The organism is Comamonas sp. MYb21, from assembly GCF_037479395.1.
GTDB lineage: Bacteria > Pseudomonadota > Gammaproteobacteria > Burkholderiales > Burkholderiaceae_C > Comamonas.
This window is the reverse complement of record NZ_JBBGZC010000019.1, coordinates 24011-43105: the sequence shown is the minus strand read 5'-3', so window position 1 is coordinate 43105 and position 19095 is coordinate 24011. Positions and strand designations below refer to the sequence as shown.

At 57.3% G+C, this 19095-nt stretch carries 27 protein-coding genes; 22 read left to right on the top strand and 5 right to left on the bottom strand.

The features are described from left to right. Position 1: 1 nt before the first annotated feature. From WH367_RS22880 to WH367_RS22845, 8 genes are all read left to right on the top strand, one after another. Positions 2-1207 (top strand): phage tail sheath subtilisin-like domain-containing protein, encoded by a 1206-nt coding sequence (locus WH367_RS22880; protein ID WP_339537817.1) that lies wholly within the window; start codon positions 2-4, stop codon positions 1205-1207. Between the two features lie 47 nt (positions 1208-1254). Then, positions 1255-1764, top strand: coding sequence for a phage major tail tube protein (locus WH367_RS22875; protein WP_339537816.1), 510 nt, complete (start codon positions 1255-1257; stop codon positions 1762-1764). A gap of 126 nt (positions 1765-1890) precedes the next feature. After that, on the top strand, positions 1891-2217 hold the full coding sequence (locus WH367_RS22870) for a phage tail assembly protein (protein ID WP_339537815.1): 327 nt from the start codon (positions 1891-1893) through the stop codon (positions 2215-2217). Further along, on the top strand, positions 2154-2363 hold the full coding sequence (locus WH367_RS22865; RefSeq protein WP_339537814.1) for a GpE family phage tail protein: 210 nt from the start codon (positions 2154-2156) through the stop codon (positions 2361-2363). Before WH367_RS22870 ends, WH367_RS22865 begins: the two co-directional genes overlap by 64 nt. An 11-nt stretch (positions 2364-2374) precedes the next feature. Then, complete coding sequence (locus WH367_RS22860) at positions 2375-2632, top strand: hypothetical protein (protein WP_339537813.1); 258 nt, start codon at positions 2375-2377, stop codon at positions 2630-2632. A 27-nt stretch (positions 2633-2659) separates the two neighbouring features. Next, a complete protein-coding gene (locus tag WH367_RS22855) occupies positions 2660-5179 on the top strand; it encodes a phage tail tape measure protein (RefSeq protein WP_339537812.1) in 2520 nt (839 codons plus the stop codon). Positions 5180-5191: 12 nt separating this feature from the next. Continuing rightward, entirely contained in the window at positions 5192-5689 is a 498-nt protein-coding gene (locus WH367_RS22850; protein ID WP_339537811.1) for a phage tail protein, read from the top strand. Positions 5690-5694: 5 nt separating this feature from the next. Beyond that, on the top strand, positions 5695-6774 hold the full coding sequence (locus WH367_RS22845; RefSeq protein WP_339537810.1) for a contractile injection system protein, VgrG/Pvc8 family: 1080 nt from the start codon (positions 5695-5697) through the stop codon (positions 6772-6774). A gap of 68 nt (positions 6775-6842) precedes the next feature. On the opposite strand, the gene WH367_RS22840 is transcribed toward WH367_RS22845, so the two are convergent. From WH367_RS22840 to WH367_RS22830, 3 genes are read right to left on the bottom strand one after another with little or no spacing between them, the layout of a single operon-like run. After that, entirely contained in the window at positions 6843-7340 is a 498-nt protein-coding gene (locus tag WH367_RS22840; RefSeq protein ID WP_339537809.1) for a hypothetical protein, read from the bottom strand. An 8-nt stretch (positions 7341-7348) separates the two neighbouring features. Beyond that, entirely contained in the window at positions 7349-7720 is a 372-nt protein-coding gene (locus WH367_RS22835; protein ID WP_339537808.1) for a hypothetical protein, read from the bottom strand. 20 nt (positions 7721-7740) lie between these two features. Next, positions 7741-8490, bottom strand: a complete 750-nt coding sequence (locus WH367_RS22830) for a S24 family peptidase (protein ID WP_339537807.1) — start codon at positions 8488-8490, stop codon at positions 7741-7743. 104 nt (positions 8491-8594) lie between these two features. On the opposite strand from WH367_RS22830, the gene WH367_RS22825 reads away from it, so the two are divergent. The 13 genes from WH367_RS22825 to WH367_RS22765 all read left to right on the top strand — a co-directional run bounded on the left by WH367_RS22825 (position 8595) and on the right by WH367_RS22765 (position 15115). Next, the gene (locus WH367_RS22825) at positions 8595-8810 is read left to right on the top strand and encodes a hypothetical protein (protein WP_339537806.1); all 216 of its coding nucleotides are present in this window, start codon (positions 8595-8597) and stop codon (positions 8808-8810) included. 36 nt (positions 8811-8846) lie between these two features. Next, a complete protein-coding gene (locus tag WH367_RS22820; protein WP_339537805.1) occupies positions 8847-9083 on the top strand; it encodes a hypothetical protein in 237 nt (78 codons plus the stop codon). Further along, positions 9058-9528 carry a hypothetical protein gene (locus tag WH367_RS22815; protein ID WP_339537804.1) on the top strand — a complete coding sequence of 157 codons (471 nt, stop codon included), beginning with the start codon at positions 9058-9060 and terminating at the stop codon, positions 9526-9528. The genes WH367_RS22820 and WH367_RS22815 overlap by 26 nt, the downstream gene beginning before the upstream one ends. Positions 9529-9580: 52 nt before the next feature. Then, positions 9581-10018, top strand: a complete 438-nt coding sequence (locus tag WH367_RS22810) for an ogr/Delta-like zinc finger family protein (protein ID WP_339537803.1) — start codon at positions 9581-9583, stop codon at positions 10016-10018. Between the two features lie 111 nt (positions 10019-10129). After that, the gene (locus tag WH367_RS22805; protein WP_339537802.1) at positions 10130-10294 is read left to right on the top strand and encodes a hypothetical protein; all 165 of its coding nucleotides are present in this window, start codon (positions 10130-10132) and stop codon (positions 10292-10294) included. After that, a complete protein-coding gene (locus WH367_RS22800; RefSeq protein ID WP_339537801.1) occupies positions 10291-10764 on the top strand; it encodes a hypothetical protein in 474 nt (157 codons plus the stop codon). Before WH367_RS22805 ends, WH367_RS22800 begins: the two co-directional genes overlap by 4 nt. Before the next feature lie 3 nt (positions 10765-10767). After that, complete coding sequence (locus WH367_RS22795; protein ID WP_339537800.1) at positions 10768-12828, top strand: replication endonuclease; 2061 nt, start codon at positions 10768-10770, stop codon at positions 12826-12828. Beyond that, complete coding sequence (locus tag WH367_RS22790; RefSeq protein WP_339537799.1) at positions 12825-13100, top strand: hypothetical protein; 276 nt, start codon at positions 12825-12827, stop codon at positions 13098-13100. Before WH367_RS22795 ends, WH367_RS22790 begins: the two co-directional genes overlap by 4 nt. 5 nt (positions 13101-13105) lie before the next feature. Continuing rightward, positions 13106-13327 (top strand): hypothetical protein, encoded by a 222-nt coding sequence (locus WH367_RS22785; RefSeq protein WP_339537798.1) that lies wholly within the window; start codon positions 13106-13108, stop codon positions 13325-13327. 22 nt (positions 13328-13349) lie between these two features. Continuing rightward, positions 13350-13562 carry a hypothetical protein gene (locus WH367_RS22780; RefSeq protein ID WP_339537797.1) on the top strand — a complete coding sequence of 71 codons (213 nt, stop codon included), beginning with the start codon at positions 13350-13352 and terminating at the stop codon, positions 13560-13562. 38 nt (positions 13563-13600) lie between these two features. Continuing rightward, a complete protein-coding gene (locus WH367_RS22775) occupies positions 13601-14398 on the top strand; it encodes a DNA-methyltransferase (RefSeq protein ID WP_339537796.1) in 798 nt (265 codons plus the stop codon). A gap of 46 nt (positions 14399-14444) precedes the next feature. Further along, the gene (locus tag WH367_RS22770) at positions 14445-14900 is read left to right on the top strand and encodes a hypothetical protein (protein WP_339537795.1); all 456 of its coding nucleotides are present in this window, start codon (positions 14445-14447) and stop codon (positions 14898-14900) included. A gap of 2 nt (positions 14901-14902) precedes the next feature. Next, positions 14903-15115, top strand: coding sequence for a helix-turn-helix transcriptional regulator (locus WH367_RS22765; RefSeq protein ID WP_339537794.1), 213 nt, complete (start codon positions 14903-14905; stop codon positions 15113-15115). On the opposite strand, the gene WH367_RS22760 is transcribed toward WH367_RS22765, so the two are convergent. Next, positions 15110-16201: a tetratricopeptide repeat protein gene (locus WH367_RS22760; RefSeq protein WP_339537793.1), complete on the bottom strand. Its 1092-nt coding sequence runs from the start codon at positions 16199-16201 to the stop codon at positions 15110-15112. The genes WH367_RS22765 and WH367_RS22760 overlap by 6 nt on opposite strands. Positions 16202-16273: 72 nt before the next feature. Next, the gene (locus WH367_RS22755; protein ID WP_339537792.1) at positions 16274-17464 is read right to left on the bottom strand and encodes a tyrosine-type recombinase/integrase; all 1191 of its coding nucleotides are present in this window, start codon (positions 17462-17464) and stop codon (positions 16274-16276) included. Positions 17465-17845: 381 nt separating this feature from the next. Between WH367_RS22755 and WH367_RS22750 the strand changes: the two genes are divergently transcribed. Further along, positions 17846-19075 (top strand): tyrosine-type recombinase/integrase, encoded by a 1230-nt coding sequence (locus WH367_RS22750; protein WP_339537791.1) that lies wholly within the window; start codon positions 17846-17848, stop codon positions 19073-19075. The last annotated feature ends 20 nt before the right edge of the window (positions 19076-19095 follow it).

Sequence of the window (19095 nt, the reverse complement as noted above, 5' to 3'; positions counted from 1 at the left end):
TATGGCAACAGGAAACCTGGCCAATTACCACCACGGCGTGCGCGTTGTCGAAGTCTCGGGCGGCACCGCTGAGCTGCGCATTCCATCGACCGCGGTCATTGGCTTGGTGGCCACCGGCCCCGATGCAGACCCGGCAGTTTTCCCGCTGGACAAGCCCGTGCTGTTCAGCAGCATCAGCAAGGCCCAGGCAGCAGCGGGCAGCACTGGCACCTTGTCCCAGGCGCTGGCCATCATCGCTGACCAAGTGCGCCCCATCATCATCGTGGTGCGCGTGGCAGAGGGCGAGGGCGATACCGAAGAAGAAAAGGCCGCCGACCAGACCAGCAAGGTGGTGGGCGACTACATCGGCGGCAAGCGCACCGGCATCCAAGCGCTGCTCGATGCGCAATCGCAGCTGAAGGTAAAGCCCCGCATCCTGGGTGCCCCGGGCCTGGACACCAAGCCTGTAGCCGAGGCGCTAACCGCAGCCGCTGAAAAGCTTCGCGCCATGGCCTATGTGTATTGCGATGGCTGCGAGGATGTGAGCGAGGCCATTGCCTACGCGGAGGGCTTCGGCAAGCGCGAAACCATGCTGATCTGGCCCAACGTGATGCGCTGGAATACTGCTGCCAAAGCCAATGTGGTGGTGCCTGCCGTGGCCTTTGCGATGGGCGCCCGCGCCAAGATCGACACCGAGCAAGGCTGGCAAAAAACCGTTTCTAATGTGCCGCTCAACGGCATCGCTGGCCTGGAGCATGCTGTTTTCTTTGATCTGCAAAGCACGGCCACCGATACCGACCTGCTCAACGAAGGCAAGGTGACCACCTGGATCGCGCAGGATGGCTACCGCCTGTGGGGTAGCCGTACCTGCTCGATTGAACCCGAGTTCACCTTTGAAAGCGCTGTGCGTACCGCGCATGTGCTGGCCGACACCATGGCCGAGGGCCACTTCTGGGCGGTGGACAAGCCCATGCACCCGAGCTTGGCCAAAGACATTCTCGAAGGCATCAACAGCCGACTGCGCAGCCTCAAGAGCATGGGCTACATCCTGGGCGGATCTGCGTGGCTCGATATGGAGGTCAACACCACCGAGACTTTGAAGGTGGGCAAGCTGATCATTGACTACGACTACACGCCTATCCCGCCGCTGGAGGACTTGGGCTTTACCCAGCGCCACACCGACAAGTATTGGGGCGACTTTGCCCAGCGCGTGGCCACCGGTCTGTAAGCGCACCCACTACGCCACAACGCCACCACGCATAAGGACGCAACACCATGGCATTGCCACGCAAACTCAAAAACTTTGCTGTTTTCAAAGACGGTATCAGCTACCTGGGCCAGGTGCCCGAGCTAACCCCGGCTGTTCTCACGCGCAAGATGGAGGCTTACCAAGCTGGCGGTATGGGCGGCCCGGTGAAACAGGACTTTGGCATGGACGCCCTGTCCATGGAATACAAGATGGCCGGCTGGGCTGACGGCAGCCATAGCGGCTTTGGCGCCGGCCGCCATGACGCCACCATGCTGCGCTTTGCCGGCGCCATCGACAACGAAGACACCGGCCAGGTGGATGTGGTGGAAATCGTCGCACGCGGCCGCATCAGCGAAATCGACAAGGGATCGGCCAAGGTGGGCGAAGCCACCGAACACACCTACAAGATGGAGCTGAGCTACTACAAGGAAGTGCTGAATGGCCAGACCATTGTCGAAATCGATTTTGTGAACATGATCGAATTAATTGATGGTGTAGACAACCAGGCCGCCGTGCGCGCGGCGCTGGGTATCTAAGCCTGCAACCCAACGCAGCTTTGCCAAGCTTCTGGGCGTGCCTCGGGACAGGGCCGCCCAGTTCCTACAGCGGGCCGCGCATCACACCGTGCGCCCGCTGTCTTTTTGATACCCCGGAGATAGAACATGCAAACAGCTGAGCAAACCGATACCGCCGTCAATGGCCGCAAGTGCGCCACCGTCATGCTGCAAGAACCTGTGAAGCGCGGCGATACCCTCATTGCGAGCATTCAGCTGATGAAGCCCCGCACCGCTGATTTGCGTGGCCTGCTCATCCCTGATGTGCTGCAGATGGATGTGGACACGCTTGCCAAATTGCTGCCACGCATTACGGTGCCCACCCTCACCAAACCTGATATCGACAACCTCGATCCGGCTGACTTGGTTGCTTGCGCCATGGGGGTGGCCGGTTTTTTGGTGCCGACGTCGGTCATGGATCAAGCCCAAGCGTAGAGGACGCCATTGCCGACATAGCGTTTTTATTTAACTGGCCGCTTGACCAGTTGGAGCGAATGGAGCTGGGCGAGCTGCTGAGCTGGCGGCGCCTTGCGGTGGAGCGGCACAACGCCATTAACGCGCCGCCAGAGAGAAAGGGTTAAGATGCCACGCTATGAGCGGATTCATCATATTTACATTGGCAGTACTGGGCATCTTGATATTGCTCGGTGGTGCTTTCATGTTTATGTACTTTTCGGGCTTGGCTGGCGGGGCGGTGATGAATCGCGTAATGCGAGCCAATGGCTACCAGGCAGACAGCCATTCCAATGCCTCTGCGCCTTCGGCTGCGCAGTTGCGCGATCTTGCCGAAGCCGAGCGCATCGACGCGCTGGTGCGCGACTACGACCGCGCAGTTCAAAACAAGCAATAACTACCGGCATGGCGCCCAGGGGGCGTCATGGTTGATAAGCTGCGTCTCGAAGTTCTGCTGGCCGCAGTTGACAAGGTCACCGGGCCATTGCGAAAAATGGCGGTGGGTAGTAAAGCTACCTCCAGCGCAATCGGCGAAACGGAAGCCGCTCTAAAGCGACTTCAATCGCAGCAGCGCCTGCTTCAAAAGTTAGAAAACTCCAAGCCCGCGCTCATTCAAGAGCGCGACAAACTGCGCGTCCTCAATGAGCAGATGGCTGCTATGCGTGCGCAGGGGACTGCCAGCAAAAAGCAGATGGCGGACAAGCAGCGCGAGATTGCCCAGCAAGCCACTGCCTACGAGCGCCAACGCGCCGCTGTCATGCGGTTGCGCACTGAGGTAAATGCATTGGGCTTGGGGAAGGTGTCACTCGCCCAAACCAAGCTGGCCAGCGACATCGCGGCCACCAACACCCAGCTCGATGCACAAAAGCGCAAGTTTGAGCAGCAGCGCCAAGTCGAAGAACGGCTGGCAGCGCTTCGGGATAAGCACGCCACGACTATGACCAAACTAGGCATGTGGGGCGCCACAGCTGCAGGCGGAATGATGGCGGGCCAAAAGATCAAGTCCACCCTGATGCCAGCGGTAAACACCTATGCCGATGCAGAGGATGCGCAGTCGCAGCTGAAAGTCTCTTTTATGCAGGCTGACGGCAGCGTGGTGCCTGAATACGAGCACATTCTGGCGTTGGCTAACAAGCTGGGTGACAGGTTGCCGGGCACGACGGCAGACTTCACCAAGATGTTCACTGTGCTGCGCAAAGAAGGTATGACAGCCCAGGCAGTGCTGGGCGGTTTGGGCGTATCCGCCGCGAACCTGGGTGTGCTGCTGAAAGTGGCGCCTGACGAGGCAGCGGCCAAGATGGCCAAGATGCAAGATTCTTTGCGCGCAACAGAAAAGGAAATGCCCGAGGTTGCCGATCTTATGCAGCGCGCCAACTATCTGGGCGCCGACATGGCGTTTATGCAGTCGGCGATGGGTAATGCAGCGCCCGTGATGGATGTGATGAAAGTGCAGGGCGCCGAAGCCATGCGCGTGCTGGCCCCTATGGCGGTGATGATGAATCAGGCTGGCATGGAGGATGGTGGGTCAGTCGGCAACGCCGTGCGCAAGATCTACGACCGCGCCATGAGCAAGAAGAAAGTCGGCAAGGCCAACGAAGCCTTGAAGAAAGCTAAGGCCGGTTTCAATCTGGACTTCACAGATGGCAAAGGTGAGTTCGGCGGTATGGCGAAGCTGTTTAAGCAGCTCGACAAGCTGCGGGCGCTTTCTACTCAAACGCGCGGGGCGGTCATCAATGAGCTTTGGGGTGACGACGCAGAGACCAACCGTGTGTTGACCAAATGGATCAATGACAACCTCGCAGGCTACGAGCAAACGGTGCAGAAAATGCAGGAGCAAGCTGACCTGCAAACCCGTGTCAATGAGCAGCTGTCCACTCTTAATAATGTGGCTGATGCCGCTGGTGGTGCCTACAGCAACCTGCTCAAAGAGCTAGGCGCGAGCATTGCCCCCGAAATCAAGCAAATGCTGAATTTGCTGGGTGACCTTGCTGCTGCAACCAAAGAATGGGTTGTGGAGAATCCGCGTCTCGTTAAAACATTGATGTTGATTGCAGCCGGACTGGCGGCGGTTTTAACGATTGGGGGTGCATTAGGAATGGGTCTCATAGCGCTGCTCGGGCCAATGCTGATGCTGCGTTTCCTGTCCGCCCGGTTTGCTCTCAATCTGCTAGGGATCGCTGCCGCTGGTGGCAAGGCTGGTGCGGGCGCTGGAGTTGCAGCGCGCGGTGTTGCGTGGCTTGTTGCAGGTTGGCAGGCTTTCCGAAAAATGGGTGTTGCCGGCATGCTCACCACCATGAGCGCGCGCGCTGTGGCCGCGTTCAGCTCCCTGCGCACGATGGGCGGCATTGTGGCCGTCTTCAAGACTGGGTTGATCGGCCTATTCAAGCTGGTGTTTGCCTTTGCCAGAGCCAACCCATTGACTGCAATTGTTCTGGGTATCGCTGGTGTAGCAGCGGGCGTGTACGCGCATTGGGACAAGATAAAAGAGTATTTCAAGGCTGGCGAATGGTGGAGCCTTGCAAAGGAGATTGGTGCAGCGCTGGAGTGGGGCTTGAATGCTGCCACCTTGGGCATGTATGAGTTTGTCAAAACCATGGTGCTCAAGGCATACCACGCAGCCAAATCTGCCGTGGTGGGGTTGTTCAGTAGTGAAGAAAGCTCGGAGCCGAGTTATCGCAAATGGACACCGCAGGACGCCCTGGGCAAGCCTGGCATGGATACGCTGCGCCCAGGTGCAGGCGATGCAACGATGGCCCCCATGTTGGCGATGGCGCCTGCTGCGTCCGCTGCCGGCCCGACCATCACCACCACCAACAACATCAGCGTAACGGCAGCGCCAGGAATGGACGAAAAGGCCGTGGCCCGGGCTGTGAGCTTTGAAATCGACCGCCAAAACCGCGCGAAGGCAGCACGCATGGGTAGCGCGCTCTATGACACCAACTAGGAGCGATGAACCATGATGGCAGCCCTGGGCCAATTTGTGTTTGGCCTCTCAACTCTTGCCTACAACGAACTGCAACGCAGTCAGGAATGGCGCCACCCCACCAGCAGCCGGGTGGGCGACCGCCCAGCGCGCCAGTATTTGGGGCCGGGCGATGACAAGATCACGTTGACCGGCCTGCAGGTGCCCGAGTTCATGGGCGACCGCAAGTCGCTCGACCGCCTGGCTGATATGGCCGATGCGGGCAAGGCCTACAACCTATGTACCGGCACGGGTGAGGCGTTGGGAGCCTGGGTGATTGAAAGCCTCAACACCACGCGAAGCGTGTTCATCCGCGAAGGGGCCGCGCGCAAGGTGGAATTTACGCTGTCCCTGGCGCGGGTGGATGCGCAGCAGGTAGACCCGTCTGGCGGCCTGGACACCGGCCCCGATAACAGTGCTGGCGATGACGATTGGTATGGCGGCGACCCTTGGGACTGGTGGCTAAATGGCGATGATTACGATAAATGGTGATGGCAATGGCAGAGACAAACCCACAACCTGAAGCACTGGATGCCGGCAGCGACTACCGCCAGCCCACCTACCTGCTGACCATCAACGGCAAAGACATTACGCCCAAGATCAATGGCCGCTTGATCCGTATCGCGTTGACGGAGAGCCGCGGCGAAGAGGCCGACCAGCTCGATGTGGAGCTGAGTGACCACGACGGCAAGCTGGCCATCCCACCCAAGGGCGCCATCGTGGCATTGCGCTGGGGATGGGTGGGCCATGACTTGGTGGACAAGGGCGAGTTTACGGTGGACGAAATCAGCCACAACGGCACCCCCGACACGCTCAACATTCGGGCGCGCAGTGCCAACCTGGGCAAAGGCCTGCGCAGCCGCACCAGCAGCAGCTGGCACGGCACCACCCTGGGCCAGATCGTGCAGGACGTTGCCAAGGCCAATGGCCTGGAAGCCAAGGTGGGCGCAAGCCTGGCCAACAAGCGAGTGCAGCACATTGACCAGACCAACGAAAGCCCGGTGCATTTTTTGACGCGCATTGGCCGCCAGCATGACGCCGTGGCCACGGTCAAAAAGGGCGTGCTGCTGTTCCTGCCGATCAACGGCGCAGCAACCGCCAGCGGCAAGGCCATGCCCGCTGTGGTGCTGACCCGCCGCGCCGGCGACCAGCACAGCTACAACAGCTCGGAGCGAGACAGTTACAGCGGAGTGCGGGCGTATTGGGGGGACACCAACAAAAGCCAGCGCCGGGCATCCATCGCGGGCACCGAGACCAACCTGAAAACGCTCAAAGACACCTATGCCACAGAGGCCGACGCGCTGGCGGCAGCGCAGGCCGAGATGGGCCGCATTGTGCGCGGCCAGGCCACGCTACAAATCAGCCTGGCCATGGGCCAGCCGGCGCTGGCGGTGCAAACGCCGGTCAAGGTCAGCGGCTTCAAGGCCGAGATAGATGGCGAGGATTGGTTGATAAAAACGGTCACCAGTGAGCTGGCTGGTGATGGCGGCTTTACCACCAAGCTGGAGATGGAGCGGAACGGCGAGGATGACGCGCCCACGAAAACAGCCGACGCTGATGATGACGATAATGAATGAAAGTTGATGCGACTTTAAAGTTGCGCAGAAACAGAAAAGCCACTTCTGAGTGGCTTTTCTTTGGACTGCTAAGGCGCTATGGGATAGATCGTGACAAGTGAGTTTCCCTTGTTCGGCATAACGTCCACCTTGTATCTGCCTTGCTGAAAGGACAGGGGCTTTTCAGCGCTCATGATGCGATTGCTGCTCTCGGCCCCGAGGGCGTAGGTAAGAACGTTGGAGGCCCATCGATTATTTTCGTCGTTAACGGTCTTGAACTCCGGCATGTCGTAGAAGCGGGTCCAAGCGACATTTATGCGTTCACGGTTTTTGCGAAATTCCAGTTTGAATGGTGGTTGGCCATCTTTCGCGCGAAAGTTCACACCTTGACCATCATCAAGTTGGTACTCATAGACAACTGGGCTGCCGACGGCGGTAATCCAACCCGGAGCATCGAAACGCACTTCGGTAGAGGGAGTTTGAGGGCTGGTTGTTTTAGTAACGCTGGAGTCGGAGTCACTGCAACCGACAAGGGCAGAGAAAAGAGCGGTTGCCAATGCAAAGGCAATGATGTTTGTCTTGGGCATGGCTCGACTTATTTCAGATCCTTGCAGGATGAGAGGCTTTCAGACTCTAGGCTGCCTGCAGGCTTCACCTTCTTGGCCTTCATGCTGTCGCCCGCGCGGTTCAAAAACTCACTAGCCGCGGCTACGCAATTCACCAGCTCCATGCGGCGAGGCTGCGGCAATGCATGGATTTTTTCCAGCTGCACTTCCACAGGACCGCTGATAAATTTTCGGTAGTCCTTCATATCGCCCTGGCGCACAGCGGTAGGCAGGGACATGGCGGCCAGATCGACGGTGCTGGTCAGCTTCTTGGCAACGGCAAGGTCATCCGGGTGGACGGCTGCGATAACGCTGGTGCAGCCAAACATGGCGGAGGTCACAATGGTCTTTATCGAGTTCATCTGTCTACTGTCTTTCATTCTCAAAACCTGCGCCCATTCCAACCATACACCACCATGCCGCAGATCCGCACCTCGTGGCCGCCGTTCAGAATATCGGTTTGCTTGATTGCCGGGTTGTCGCTGCTGATCTCATATCTTCCATCCATACGCTGCCGCACGCGTTTGATAAATAGGCGCTGGTGCGCTTCCAGCACATACACCCCATCGATATCGACCGAGTGAATGTCGGTATCCACCAAGGCAAAGTCGCCGCTTTCCAGGGTGCCGCGCATGCTGTCGCCGTATGCATGAACCAGGCGCAACGCCTCGGGCCGGCTGCGCGGTAGGTTCATCTGCACCCAGGTAAGGGAGATGGGAACATCACCCATGACGACATCAGCCGCAAGTGCTTCGCTGCCTGGGCCCATGCTGCCGGTTGCACTGAGAAGCGGGATGTAGAGCGTATCGTCTGAATGGGATGGAGTGGGCGCCGGGCCGGTGAGTGCTTGACGAGAAGGGGCTAAAACATCTTGGCCTTCGGCTGAGCGCTTGCCGGTGATGATGAATTGAACATCCATCCCAGCGTCAGCTGCATGAGACAGAAACGCAGCAGGGGGCGAGTTGTCTCCACGCGCCCAAGCATAGATCGTTCCTTTGGCGTAGCCCTTGCCAATGTCAGAAAAATAATCGGCCTTGAGGCTAAGTCGCTCAAGTTCGGTTCGTAATCTTGAACCAATTCCCTTTGAGAGGCCGGAATCCTCAAGCGATTCAGTTTCTTTTTTTGAACTCATTGTTGCTTTGTTTAGAATTCTGAACTATCATCCATCCGTAACACCAAATTACGTCCCTTTTAGGGATGGTACACGACACCGCCCTAGGCGGGGAGGCTTGGCAAATGGCATACAAGAACCCGGATCACGCACGCACGGCCAAGAAGACCGTGCGATTCCGCCCAGAGGACTGGGCCATGTTGGAAGCGATGGCCCAGCGCCTGAAAACTGAACCGGCAACGCTGGTTTACGACATGACGATGCGCCGGGTGGATAACGAGCTTGAGGCTTTGGGCCTGGGTGACCTTCCACACCAACACAGCGCCGGCGCCGCCTGCTAATTGGCGGCACCCGCACAACACAAGCGGCAATGACTCATGCAGCTTTCCATCGAGCAGATCGGCTACAGCAAGGACCAGCTGGCAAAGCTGGAGCTGTACCGCCAGGCGATGCAGCTGCCAAGCATTGAAGCGGCTATCGAGCAGCTCAACCGCAGGCAGTTAGACGCCATGGTGGCGGCAATGACCGGCAAGCGGCCGGGCCCGCAGCTGGCAATCAACAACATTACGGCACAAGCCGGGAGCGCAGATGACAACAGCAACAAACCAACGTGAGCGCCTGACCCAACTGGCGCGCGGCCGCAATCCTGGCGCCTTGGTGGCCAAAGCGGAGCGGGCCACCAAGAAGCTGGCCAGCATGCGCCTGTTTGAAGTGGAAATGAAGGAGGCCGACACCCTGGCCGGTGCCAAGTGCTGGAACCGGGGCTTTTTCCTACGCACCGTGTTTCTGATGGGATGGCAGCAACTGCAGGCCCAAGAGGATCAGTTGCAGTACTTCTTTGGCAGCGGCGTGGACGCGAAGCCTGCTGGCGAGGCGGCAAAGTACCCCAATGTGCTGGCGGGCCTTCGCATCTTCCCGTCCGAGCAGCACAAGGCCATGCAGATGGCCAACAGCTTGGGCCTGGAGCATGCCGCGCCGTTCCTGCGCTTTGTCTACCTGCTGGGCCTCCAGCAGTACAAGCAGCAGCGCGGCCAGGTGCAGTTCTTTGCCAAGCAGTGAGCGGCTTTTGAGCGGCTCAAAAGTGGCTATATCGACGGCACAGAGGCACACCATGATGCACACAACTGCAGAACAAAAGGCATTGCACAAAGCAGTGCTGAAAACAGCCGAGCTGCGCAAGCCGCGCGGCAACCACACGGGCCGCCGCCTGCGCATGGAGGGCACCCGTATGGAATGCCCACACTGCAAGGCGACGTGCGAGATCCGCACCAGCAAGCCTGTCAGCGCCACGATGCGCGAAACCATTTACCAATGCACCAACGTGGAATGCGGCCACACCTTTGTGGCCACCACCGAGATTGTGCGCACGCTGAGCCCCAGCGCCACACCTGATCCCACCGTGAATCTGCCGCTGTCCACGCATGTGCGCCGCGACATGATGCGGGTGGTACTCGACAACGCGGGCGAAGCGGACCATGACGCCCAATTCACTCCGCCCATCACGGGCGACCTCTTTGCCGGCGACAAGCCCACGGGCGCAAGCAGCTAGCGCCCGAGCCGCTCTGTAGCGGCAACCACACCACCTACACCGATCAATTTTTTTTGCAAGGCCTGCGGGCCTGGCAGGGGCTTTCTTTGCCCAAAAAACGGAGTTTTAGAGATGAGCATGTACGCAATGCACTACCTGGCCGCCAGCGGCACGCGCCACACCCATCACATTCTGGCCAGCTGCATGCGGTCAGCATGGGATGCAGCCTGCGATATTGCCGAGCAAGCCGGTGTGCGCATCGGTGGCTTTGCAGTTGAGGGGCTGGCCCGCGCATGAAGCAAGACAAAGCCGAAGCCAACGCAGTGGCAGCCGCTTTGCCCTATGGCCTGCGCATGCTGCCGGTGCGCGATGTGCCGCAGCTGCAATGCCTGGCGCCTGACTTTGAGATTGCTACGCGAAAGCCTTCGCGCCCTGCACCCATAGTGCCGCCGCTCAAGAATCAAGGTGTCACTGTCGAGGAAGCCAAGGCCATGCTCGATGGCCTGCGCGATGAGTTTGCAAAAAAGGCCAGCGGTGGTCTTTACCGCGATGCGGCCGATGCCGAATGGCGCAGCCTGCCCATTGAAATGCGCGAATGCCTGCTGCGCGTGGCTGGCGTGCGGGCCAAGAGCAAGCCCGAGCTGCACAGCCTGGCCAGCCGCGCCTGGCAAGAAATGCCGGACACCGAGCGCGAAGCCATCAAGCGTGTGGTGCGCTTGTTCAAACGCTATGTGCTGCCGCTGACGGCCCTGGCCACCAAGGTCTAAACCATGGTCAGCCCCATCCCCCGACAAGAACCCAAGCGCAATAGCGTGCATGAGTGGTTGCAAAACCGCCCAACCCACGCACTGGCTGACGCCCATCTGGAACGGATCGTGGAATCTGCGCCCGTGGAGTGGCAGCAGGCCTTGCGCACGCGCTATGCCTATGTGGAGCTGACCCCACAGAACGACCCCAAGCGCCAGGGGGATAAATCGGCGCGCTACATCAAGCGCGGCACGGTGGCTTATGACAAATGGGAACTGCAGCAAGCACCCGAGAGCTTCCGCGCCTGGGATCGCATGCAGGCTATGGCCGACTTTGAAGACAAGTTCGGTGCAGCCTTGCGGTTTAACTTGAGCGACGAAGAGATCTGCGACTGGGCTAAAAAGCTGGTGTTTGATGTAGAGGAGCTGGACGCTTGGGCCACTGTGGCAGGCGTACCGCTGCATGCCCGTGTGGATATGGTGCGCAAGATCGCCCGCGTGATCGGCATCACCGAAGAGCAGCCTATCAAGGGTGAGCCCGCTATCAAGCGGGCCAAAGACCCAAAGTGGTGGCGCAAGCGCCTGCGCAGTCATGTAGCCCGCGTGGTTGAAGCTGGCTTTATCAGCATGGGCCAAGTGCATTTGCGTGAGGGCAAATACGTCAGCAACGCCGGTATGACTCGCCGCCGCCAGCAGGTGGCACGCAACGCCGCCACGCTGCAGCAAACTTTGTTCACCAACGAAGCGGGCCAGGTCTACAATCTGGGCGAGCTGGCGGCCCTGGGCACCAGCAACCCGCTGGTGCGTGGTGGCGAGTTGATGACCCGTATCCGGGGCGCCGAAGAGTATGCAGACCAGCGGGCGCATGTTGGCTTGTTTGTCACCCTGACAGCGCCAAGCCGCTTCCATCCCATCACGGTGGGCGGGGGCAAGCCGGTGCGCAATAAGAACTACAGGGGCGCGACACCGCGCGATGCGCAGCTGTGGTTGCGTGACAAATGGACCAAAACCCGCGCAAGCCTTAACCGCCAAAACGTTCGCCCCTACGGCCTACGCGTGGCCGAACCCCACCACGACGGCACCCCACACTGGCATGCCTTGTTTTGGGTGGAGACGGAAGCCCAAGCTGAGCAGCTGGAAGAAACCATTCGGCACTACTGGCTGAGTGATGGCGGCGATGAGCCTGGCGCCAAGCAGAACCGCGTCAACATCAAACGGATGGTGTCCGGTGGTGCTGCTGGCTACGTGGCCAAGTACATATCCAAATCCGTCGGCCACCATGCGCTGGCTGAGCATTACGACTTGGTGGACGGTGAGCTGATCGAAATGCGGATGACTGCCCCAGCTCTTGAGGGCGAGGCAGGGCAAGCCACGGCTATCGACGGTGCCACGCCAGCGAAGAAGGCCAAGCCGGAAATCGTCAACGGCCATTTGCGTGTTGATGCCTGGGCCGCTACTTGGGGCATTCGCCAATTCCAAACCATCGGCATGCCATCGGTCACGGTGTGGCGTGAGCTGCGCCGGGTGACGCATGACCAGCTGGAGCTGTTTGACCGTGAGGGTGACAGCCAAACCGTGCAGGCCTTCCGCGCCTGCCATCGCAATGGCGAGATCAAAGCCAACTGGTGCGAGTTTATGGATGCAATGGGCGGCCATGCACGCAAGCGCACTGACTGGCACCTGGCCCCCGTGCGCCGCCATGTGGAAGAGGGCGCCGCCAACAAATACGGTGAAGAACTGAAATGTGGGCGATTGATTGGCTTGACACCACAGCGCGGGCGCATGTGCGGGCGCTACCTGGTGAGCCGCCGCATTGCATGGAAGCCCTTTATTCAAACCGCCGAATCTGCTGCAGGTGCTGCAGTGGACGGCCTAAATTTAGAGCATGAAGAAGGCCAAGCGCAGGGCGTAGGTGCAGCCGCGTCCCGGCAGGCTCTGCCTGCCGCTTGGACTCGTTTCAATAACTGTACGGCCCGCCTCGACGCGCCCCAAAACACCGAGTTGTTGACCCTCCGATTGCAGGAATTGGGCAGCTTGCAGGCCGCAATCGAGGCCGTCGAGTTTGAGGAAGGCGCATGGCTATGACCAAAACCCCCGCCCAGATCAACGCCTCCGCCCCCCAGCCGGGCCGCCGCGTGCGCGAAATCAGCCCACTGTTGCAGCAGGCACTGGATGCAGGCCGCCGCGTGTGCGACGACATGCAAGACAGCCCCGAAGCCCGCCAGGCCATGAAGCGCGAGATTTTGGAATTTGCAGATATGGGCGATCGCATCCTTCTCGGGCTGATTGCCGGCCTGACCCATCCCCGCTTAAAGCGCGCTGATTTTTCCACCACCACCCATAAACCAAAGGAGTAAGTGCCATGAACGCAAAACGCACCGAGCCCCGCACCCACACCTACCAGCGCAAGCCTGGCAGCTATGTGGGCACCGGCCACGACGCCAGCCACCTGGCCGCAGTATTTGCGGCCGAGCGCGAGCGTCTGGCCACCGAAGCCGCCAAGGCCAAGCGCCGCCGCAAGCCCAAGGCCGAAGCTGTGGCCAACCCCGACGAACACCCCAACCAGCTGCGCCTGGTTGCCTGAACACCACCGAAAGACCACGACTATGACCATTACCCAAGCAACCAACATCCAGCCCATGCGCAGCTATCGCGCGTTCGTCTATCCCGTCACGGCCAACACCTGGGACTTAGAGGGCGAAGAAGGCAACAAGCTGCTGCAGTCAGTGCAGCTCAAGGCCGCCAACTGCGAAGACGCGGAAGAAAAAGCCAAGTGGGTGACCGGCATGCGCGTCTATTCCGTTGAGCGCAAAGACTGAAAAGAGATATCGCCCCCTTCAATTTTTTTGAGAAAAACATGAAACCAGATCCCATCCTTCCCGCGCCCTGGCAGCTAATCCACGGCGAGTGCCTGCCTTTGCTGATGGCCATGAAAGACGAAAGCGTTGATGCCGTGATTACCGATCCGCCATACAGCAGCGGCGGATTTTCGCGTGACGACAAGAGCAAAGACACGGAAACGAAGTACATCCAATCAGGCCACCGTGGCCGGTACCCGTCCTTCGGCGGCGATTCTCGCGACCAGCGCAGTTATCTGGTGTGGTGTTCCCTGTGGATCGCTGAGTGCGTGCGAGTACTCAAGCCTGGCGGCTATTTCATGGCCTTCACCGATTGGCGGCAGCTGCCAGTCATGACCGACGCGGTGCAGGCTGGTGGCGTATTTTGGCGCGGCATTGTTGCGTGGGATAAGGGGCGCGGATCGCGCGCGCCGCACAAAGGCTACTTTCGCCATCAGTGCGAATACGTGGTGTGGGGCACCAAGGGCCCTGCGGTGATCTTGGAACACGACGGCCCATTTGATGGCTGCATTCAATCCACGGTGCGGCAAGACGACAAGCACCACATGACCGGCAAGCCTACGCAGCTGATGAGCGAGCTGGTGCGCCCTGTGGTGCCTGGCGGTCTGGTGCTTGATCCGTTTGCCGGCAGCGCATCAACAGGGGTGGCCGCAATCCTGACCGGGCGCCGGTTTATCGGCATCGAGCGCGAGTTGGCCTATGCCGAAATTTCCCGCGATAGGCTGATTGAGGCTGAGAGGCAGGCCAATTTCCTGGCCGGCCAGAGCAATGGCAGCGGTAGTGATCTGCCTATTTAAGGATTGATGCTTTATGTCTGGAAATATACCAACTCACTGCCGCGCCATGAAGCGCGGTCTTTATCGCAAGGCATCGCCCATCGAAGTGCTGGTGGTGCGCAACCGCATGCAGGCCGATGTGGTCGACTTGGGCCTGCATTGCGTGATGACTGACCACCAAACAGCCCAGCCCGAGCTGCTGGCCCGCTTGGCCTATCTGATCGGCATGGGCGCAGAGATTGCACGAGCCATTCCGGTGGCCGGCAACAACCGGCCAGGCCTGCACCAGGCGCTGGCCACCGTGGTGGACATGGCGGTGGATGGATATCGCTGGGATTCCAGCTGGGGCGCCCAGCTGTCGCATGCGGTCGAAATTAGCATTGACCTGTTCTGCAGTTATCGCAACCTGGCCAACCAGTTTGAACCAGGTGCGAGGCTACTATCGCGTGATGTGATGGCGGGCACCGTGCGGGCGGATGTGATCAAACCGCTGGAATTGCCAGCTGAAAGCGTGAAGGGTTGACCATGGGTGTATACCGTCTGAACAAGGAAGAAGTGCTGGCCGAAATGGACGTTGCCGAAATGACGCTGCGCAACCTGATCGAAAACCACGGTTTCCCGCATCCGCGCAAGGCGGGACCACAAAAGCTGTTCTGGCTAGTAAGCGAAATTGTGAGCTGGTTGGAGAGCTGTCCCAAAGCGTGGTGCGGTGGCAAACAAGAAGGATTCAACTCATAGTTTCTTTAACAGGGAGTCTCGTTTTCTTTTTGCACCTATTTTGGGATCAAGCATTAGAGCTTTGTCAAATGACTTAACTGCATTTTTTAAATCACCTAAAGCTTCATAAGCTAAGCCTTGAAGCTTTAGAGTTCTTGCTGTAAGTGTGTCAATATTTTGTGGATCGTGTTTCTGGGATAATTGAAGTATATCTAAAGCCTGTTTTGCTTGTTCAGGATTTAAAGTTGATGATTTTAGGATGTTTTCAGCGGCTGGGATGGCATATCTGAATAACTTCGATTCAAGCTTTGCTTGAGAAAATTTATCTTCATCTAGAAATGTGCCGTATTGATCAAATCTAAATGATCCTAGATTATTAATATGGCAGATTACTTCAATCTTTTCCTCATCTATTTCATAATCTTTAGGGGATTCAGGAATTGGCGATTCGCAATAAAGTAATTTCCCTTGAGTAACATCGAATAGAAATATTTTGTTTGCGTGTTCAGTGAAACCGCCAGCAGTTTCAAATAGCGCGTACTTTCCATTTGTAGATAAATGGCTGCGCATTATATTTGCGGTGACAGTTTTTTGTACTAGTTCCTCACCGCTTTCGCTGAAAACGTGAAAAGTGCCAGATAATTCAGAACCGAATTTCCAGTCTTCAATACTAAAGTGGCCATTATTACGCACTTGACCATTATTAGGTCGTTCCATTTCGCCTTGAACTATAATTTCTTTCAGGTTATTATCGAATAGAAAATATGATCCATTTTCTGAGTGCCGATATCCACCCCTGTTGCCAGATGGGTCGGCATCTTTCCAGCAGATAATCCATTGATTATTCGGTGAGATTGCATAGCGCCCGAAATGGTTTCCTAGCTGTACAAGATACTCAGTGATATATCTTGGTTCTAATTTCACAGCATTATGCTGTTGCTTAGCAGGAGCAGGAGCAGGAGCAGGAGCAGGAGCAGGAGCAGGAGCAGGAGCAGGAGCAGGAGCAGGAGCAGGAGCAGGAGACTGTTGAGTAATTAGAGGGCGAGTCTTTTTGTCGTAAGAGAAGAATATGCTTTTCAATTTTTCTATAAAATGAAATAAACTCATGTTATTTTCCTTCTTAAAGTCTTAATGGACAACTTCTATGTTGGTGTTTAAGGCAATCTTCTTATATTAAATCTAATTAGCAGTGGCGTAATTCGCCCACTCTTGCATGATTATTAACCGTTTCTCCAGCATGTCGCCGCGTCTATAAGCAGCTTCCGTTTTTGTGTCGATAGCATGTGCCAAGCATAGCTCTATCGCATCGCGTGGATGGAGCGTGCATTCCCCAGCCCAATCGCGGAAGGTAGATCGGAAACCATGTGGCACGGCATCGGGGTAGTGCCGGCGCATCACCGCAGTTAGGGACATATCGGAGAGCATGCCGCCGCGATTGGACACAAACACCAGGTCGTCCGGCTCGCCTGGCTTGAGCTGGTTCAGCATGGCGAGAGCCTGGACAGGCAACGGCACGCGGTGAAGGCGTTTGCTTTTCATTCGTTCAGCGGACACAAGCCATAGGCCTGCAGAAAGATCTAGTTCTCCCCAGCGCATTCCGCGCAGTTCACCGGATCGCGTTGAAGTCAAGATGAGCATCTGCAGCGCGCGGGCGCTTTGGCCCTTGACACTGCAAAGGCGCTGGAAAAAATCAGGCAGAGCGGCGTAGGGTACAGCGGGGTGGTGCTTAACGGGTGCGACCTTGTTGGGGTTCGCCAAAACGTGTTCTAACAGGCCCTTCCATTTGGCCGGGTTGGGCCCGCTGCGATGCCCGTGTACGGTTGACCAGTCAAGAATCTGCTCGATGCGCCCGCGAACTCGCGTAGCCGTCTCTGTCTTGGTCTTCCAAATTGGTGACAGGACACGCAGCACATGCGCCTGTTCAATGTCTGCTACGTTGAGGTGACCTATGACGGGGAAAGCGTATGTCGCCAGTGTGCTGCGCCACTGGTTGACGTGCTTGAGGTTGCGCCATGTGCTTTCATGCTCTTTGATGAATTTCTCTGCTGCTTGCTCGAATGGCATCTGGTAGGAAGCCGCAAGGCGAGCTGCCTCACGTTCAGCAGCACGCGCTTGTAGTGGATCAACTCCACCGTTGCGCAAGGTGAGGGAAGCGCGAGCGGCATCTCTGGCTGCCGCCAGCCCAACAGCAGGGTAGCTGCCCAGACCCATGCGCCTACGCGCCCGGTGGTGTGTGTACCGGAAGACCCATGAGCGAGAACCGCCGATGATCTGCAGATACAGCCCTGTTACCCCTCCAACTGCATGCGCTCCTTCATCGCGTAGGCGAGAGACTTCCAGAGCGGTTTTTTCGAGGATGCGTTTCGGCATAGGGCAGTTCCACAGGCCACCAGATGGGCCATAAAAATCTAGATTGGGGTAGTTAGGCGTTCCAGATAAATACTGTATATAACACCAGTGAACTGAGCGTAACACGTTGGAGTATATAGGGCAATAGGCCGCGAATGGGCATGAAAAAAGCACCCGCTAGGGGTGCTTTTTTGTGTTCTGGCGGAGAAGGCGCCCGCCATAGTGGTTGTCTCATTTCGTCTCGCTTAAACCCAAGTCATTCCTATTTTTGGAATTAATCATTTATATTCATATGGTTGTTTTGTGTCTCATGTCTCAAATCATCTTATGGATTCCCAATAAGTAACGAGCAATTTCGTTTAAAATTGTGGGTAGTATTGTGGGTTATTAAGGTGAGCTAGCATGAGTAAAGCATTGAATCGATTGACTGCGCTTGAGGTCAAGGCCGTCGCGGAGCCTGGTATGTACCACGATGGCGGAGGCCTATATTTACAGGTGAGCAAAACGGGCAGCAAGTCCTGGATACTGCGGTACACCTTGCACAAGAAAACGCGAGAGTTTGGGCTGGGCTCTATGCGAGAGTGGAGCTTGGCGCAAGCCCGAGAGAGAGCGTTGAAGTGCCGGCAAATGGTCAGCGATGGCGTGGATCCCATCGTAGACAAGAAGGAGCGGCAGGCTCAGTTAAAGCTGGTGCGACTAGAGTTGGAGAGAAAGTCAGTGACGTTCGCTGAATGCGCTGCTGAATATCACGAGGCTAACAGGTCTCATTGGAAAAATTCTAAGCATGCTGACCAATGGATCAACACCTTAACCACCTATGCCTTTCCCTTGCTAGGGAGGAAGTCAGTCGAACTTATTGACAGAGAGCTTATACGCGAGGCGCTTCTACCCATATGGAAAACAAAGGCAGAAACGGCCACCCGTGTTCTCCAGCGTATCCGTACCACGATCAACTACGGCGCGGCGCGAGGCTATTGCACGGGTTTGGATAGCCAACAGTGGAGCCAGCTTAAGTTGGCGCTTCCCAAGAACGAGAAAGAACTTGAGAAAACGCACCATGCGTCGTGTCCACACGCACATGTAGGAAAGCTGCTTCACGAAGTGCAGCACGGCACCTCGTCCTTTGTCGTCAAAAACGCATTCGAGTTCATCTTATTGACAGCTTGCCGATCGGGTGAAGCTCGCGGTGCCGATTGGGCTGAAATCGACTGGGAGCACCGCACCTGGACTATTCCGAAAGAGCGCATGAAAGCCAAACGCGCGCATTCTGTGCCGCTGTCTAACCGCGCTTGGACAATTGTTGAAACCATGCGCGATCAAGCCAAAAATCCTCAACAACCAACTGGGCTTATCTTCCCTGGGTCGACTGGAAAGCCATGCAGTGATATGACTTTTACCCAAGTACTTCGTCGAATGGGTGTTGATTACACAATGCACGGATTTCGCGCCAGTTTCAGAACCTGGGGTGCTGAAACTGCGCACTATGACTACGACATGCTCGAAATTGCACTCGCACATATCGTAGGGGACGCTACAGCAAGGGCATATCAGCGCTCAGACATGCTGCAAAAACGAAGAGCTTTGATGGAAGAGTGGTTTAATTACATTAATCGATTGAAGATTGGTGAATGATTATATTAAAGCTTGTCAAA

Coding starts and splice junctions, on each gene's coding strand:
- WH367_RS22880 (WP_339537817.1), top strand. CDS start 2: ATGGCAACAGGAAACCTGGCCAATTACCACCACGGCGTGCGCGTTGTC.
- WH367_RS22875 (WP_339537816.1), top strand. CDS start 1,255: ATGGCATTGCCACGCAAACTCAAAAACTTTGCTGTTTTCAAAGACGGT.
- WH367_RS22870 (WP_339537815.1), top strand. CDS start 1,891: ATGCAAACAGCTGAGCAAACCGATACCGCCGTCAATGGCCGCAAGTGC.
- WH367_RS22860 (WP_339537813.1), top strand. CDS start 2,375: ATGAGCGGATTCATCATATTTACATTGGCAGTACTGGGCATCTTGATA.
- WH367_RS22855 (WP_339537812.1), top strand. CDS start 2,660: ATGGTTGATAAGCTGCGTCTCGAAGTTCTGCTGGCCGCAGTTGACAAG.
- WH367_RS22850 (WP_339537811.1), top strand. CDS start 5,192: ATGATGGCAGCCCTGGGCCAATTTGTGTTTGGCCTCTCAACTCTTGCC.
- WH367_RS22845 (WP_339537810.1), top strand. CDS start 5,695: ATGGCAGAGACAAACCCACAACCTGAAGCACTGGATGCCGGCAGCGAC.
- WH367_RS22840 (WP_339537809.1), bottom strand. CDS start 7,340: ATGCCCAAGACAAACATCATTGCCTTTGCATTGGCAACCGCTCTTTTC.
- WH367_RS22835 (WP_339537808.1), bottom strand. CDS start 7,720: ATGAACTCGATAAAGACCATTGTGACCTCCGCCATGTTTGGCTGCACC.
- WH367_RS22830 (WP_339537807.1), bottom strand. CDS start 8,490: ATGAGTTCAAAAAAAGAAACTGAATCGCTTGAGGATTCCGGCCTCTCA.
- WH367_RS22825 (WP_339537806.1), top strand. CDS start 8,595: ATGGCATACAAGAACCCGGATCACGCACGCACGGCCAAGAAGACCGTG.
- WH367_RS22820 (WP_339537805.1), top strand. CDS start 8,847: ATGCAGCTTTCCATCGAGCAGATCGGCTACAGCAAGGACCAGCTGGCA.
- WH367_RS22815 (WP_339537804.1), top strand. CDS start 9,058: ATGACAACAGCAACAAACCAACGTGAGCGCCTGACCCAACTGGCGCGC.
- WH367_RS22810 (WP_339537803.1), top strand. CDS start 9,581: ATGATGCACACAACTGCAGAACAAAAGGCATTGCACAAAGCAGTGCTG.
- WH367_RS22805 (WP_339537802.1), top strand. CDS start 10,130: ATGAGCATGTACGCAATGCACTACCTGGCCGCCAGCGGCACGCGCCAC.
- WH367_RS22800 (WP_339537801.1), top strand. CDS start 10,291: ATGAAGCAAGACAAAGCCGAAGCCAACGCAGTGGCAGCCGCTTTGCCC.
- WH367_RS22795 (WP_339537800.1), top strand. CDS start 10,768: ATGGTCAGCCCCATCCCCCGACAAGAACCCAAGCGCAATAGCGTGCAT.
- WH367_RS22790 (WP_339537799.1), top strand. CDS start 12,825: ATGACCAAAACCCCCGCCCAGATCAACGCCTCCGCCCCCCAGCCGGGC.
- WH367_RS22785 (WP_339537798.1), top strand. CDS start 13,106: ATGAACGCAAAACGCACCGAGCCCCGCACCCACACCTACCAGCGCAAG.
- WH367_RS22780 (WP_339537797.1), top strand. CDS start 13,350: ATGACCATTACCCAAGCAACCAACATCCAGCCCATGCGCAGCTATCGC.
- WH367_RS22775 (WP_339537796.1), top strand. CDS start 13,601: ATGAAACCAGATCCCATCCTTCCCGCGCCCTGGCAGCTAATCCACGGC.
- WH367_RS22770 (WP_339537795.1), top strand. CDS start 14,445: ATGAAGCGCGGTCTTTATCGCAAGGCATCGCCCATCGAAGTGCTGGTG.
- WH367_RS22765 (WP_339537794.1), top strand. CDS start 14,903: ATGGGTGTATACCGTCTGAACAAGGAAGAAGTGCTGGCCGAAATGGAC.
- WH367_RS22760 (WP_339537793.1), bottom strand. CDS start 16,201: ATGAGTTTATTTCATTTTATAGAAAAATTGAAAAGCATATTCTTCTCT.
- WH367_RS22755 (WP_339537792.1), bottom strand. CDS start 17,464: ATGCCGAAACGCATCCTCGAAAAAACCGCTCTGGAAGTCTCTCGCCTA.
- WH367_RS22750 (WP_339537791.1), top strand. CDS start 17,846: ATGAGTAAAGCATTGAATCGATTGACTGCGCTTGAGGTCAAGGCCGTC.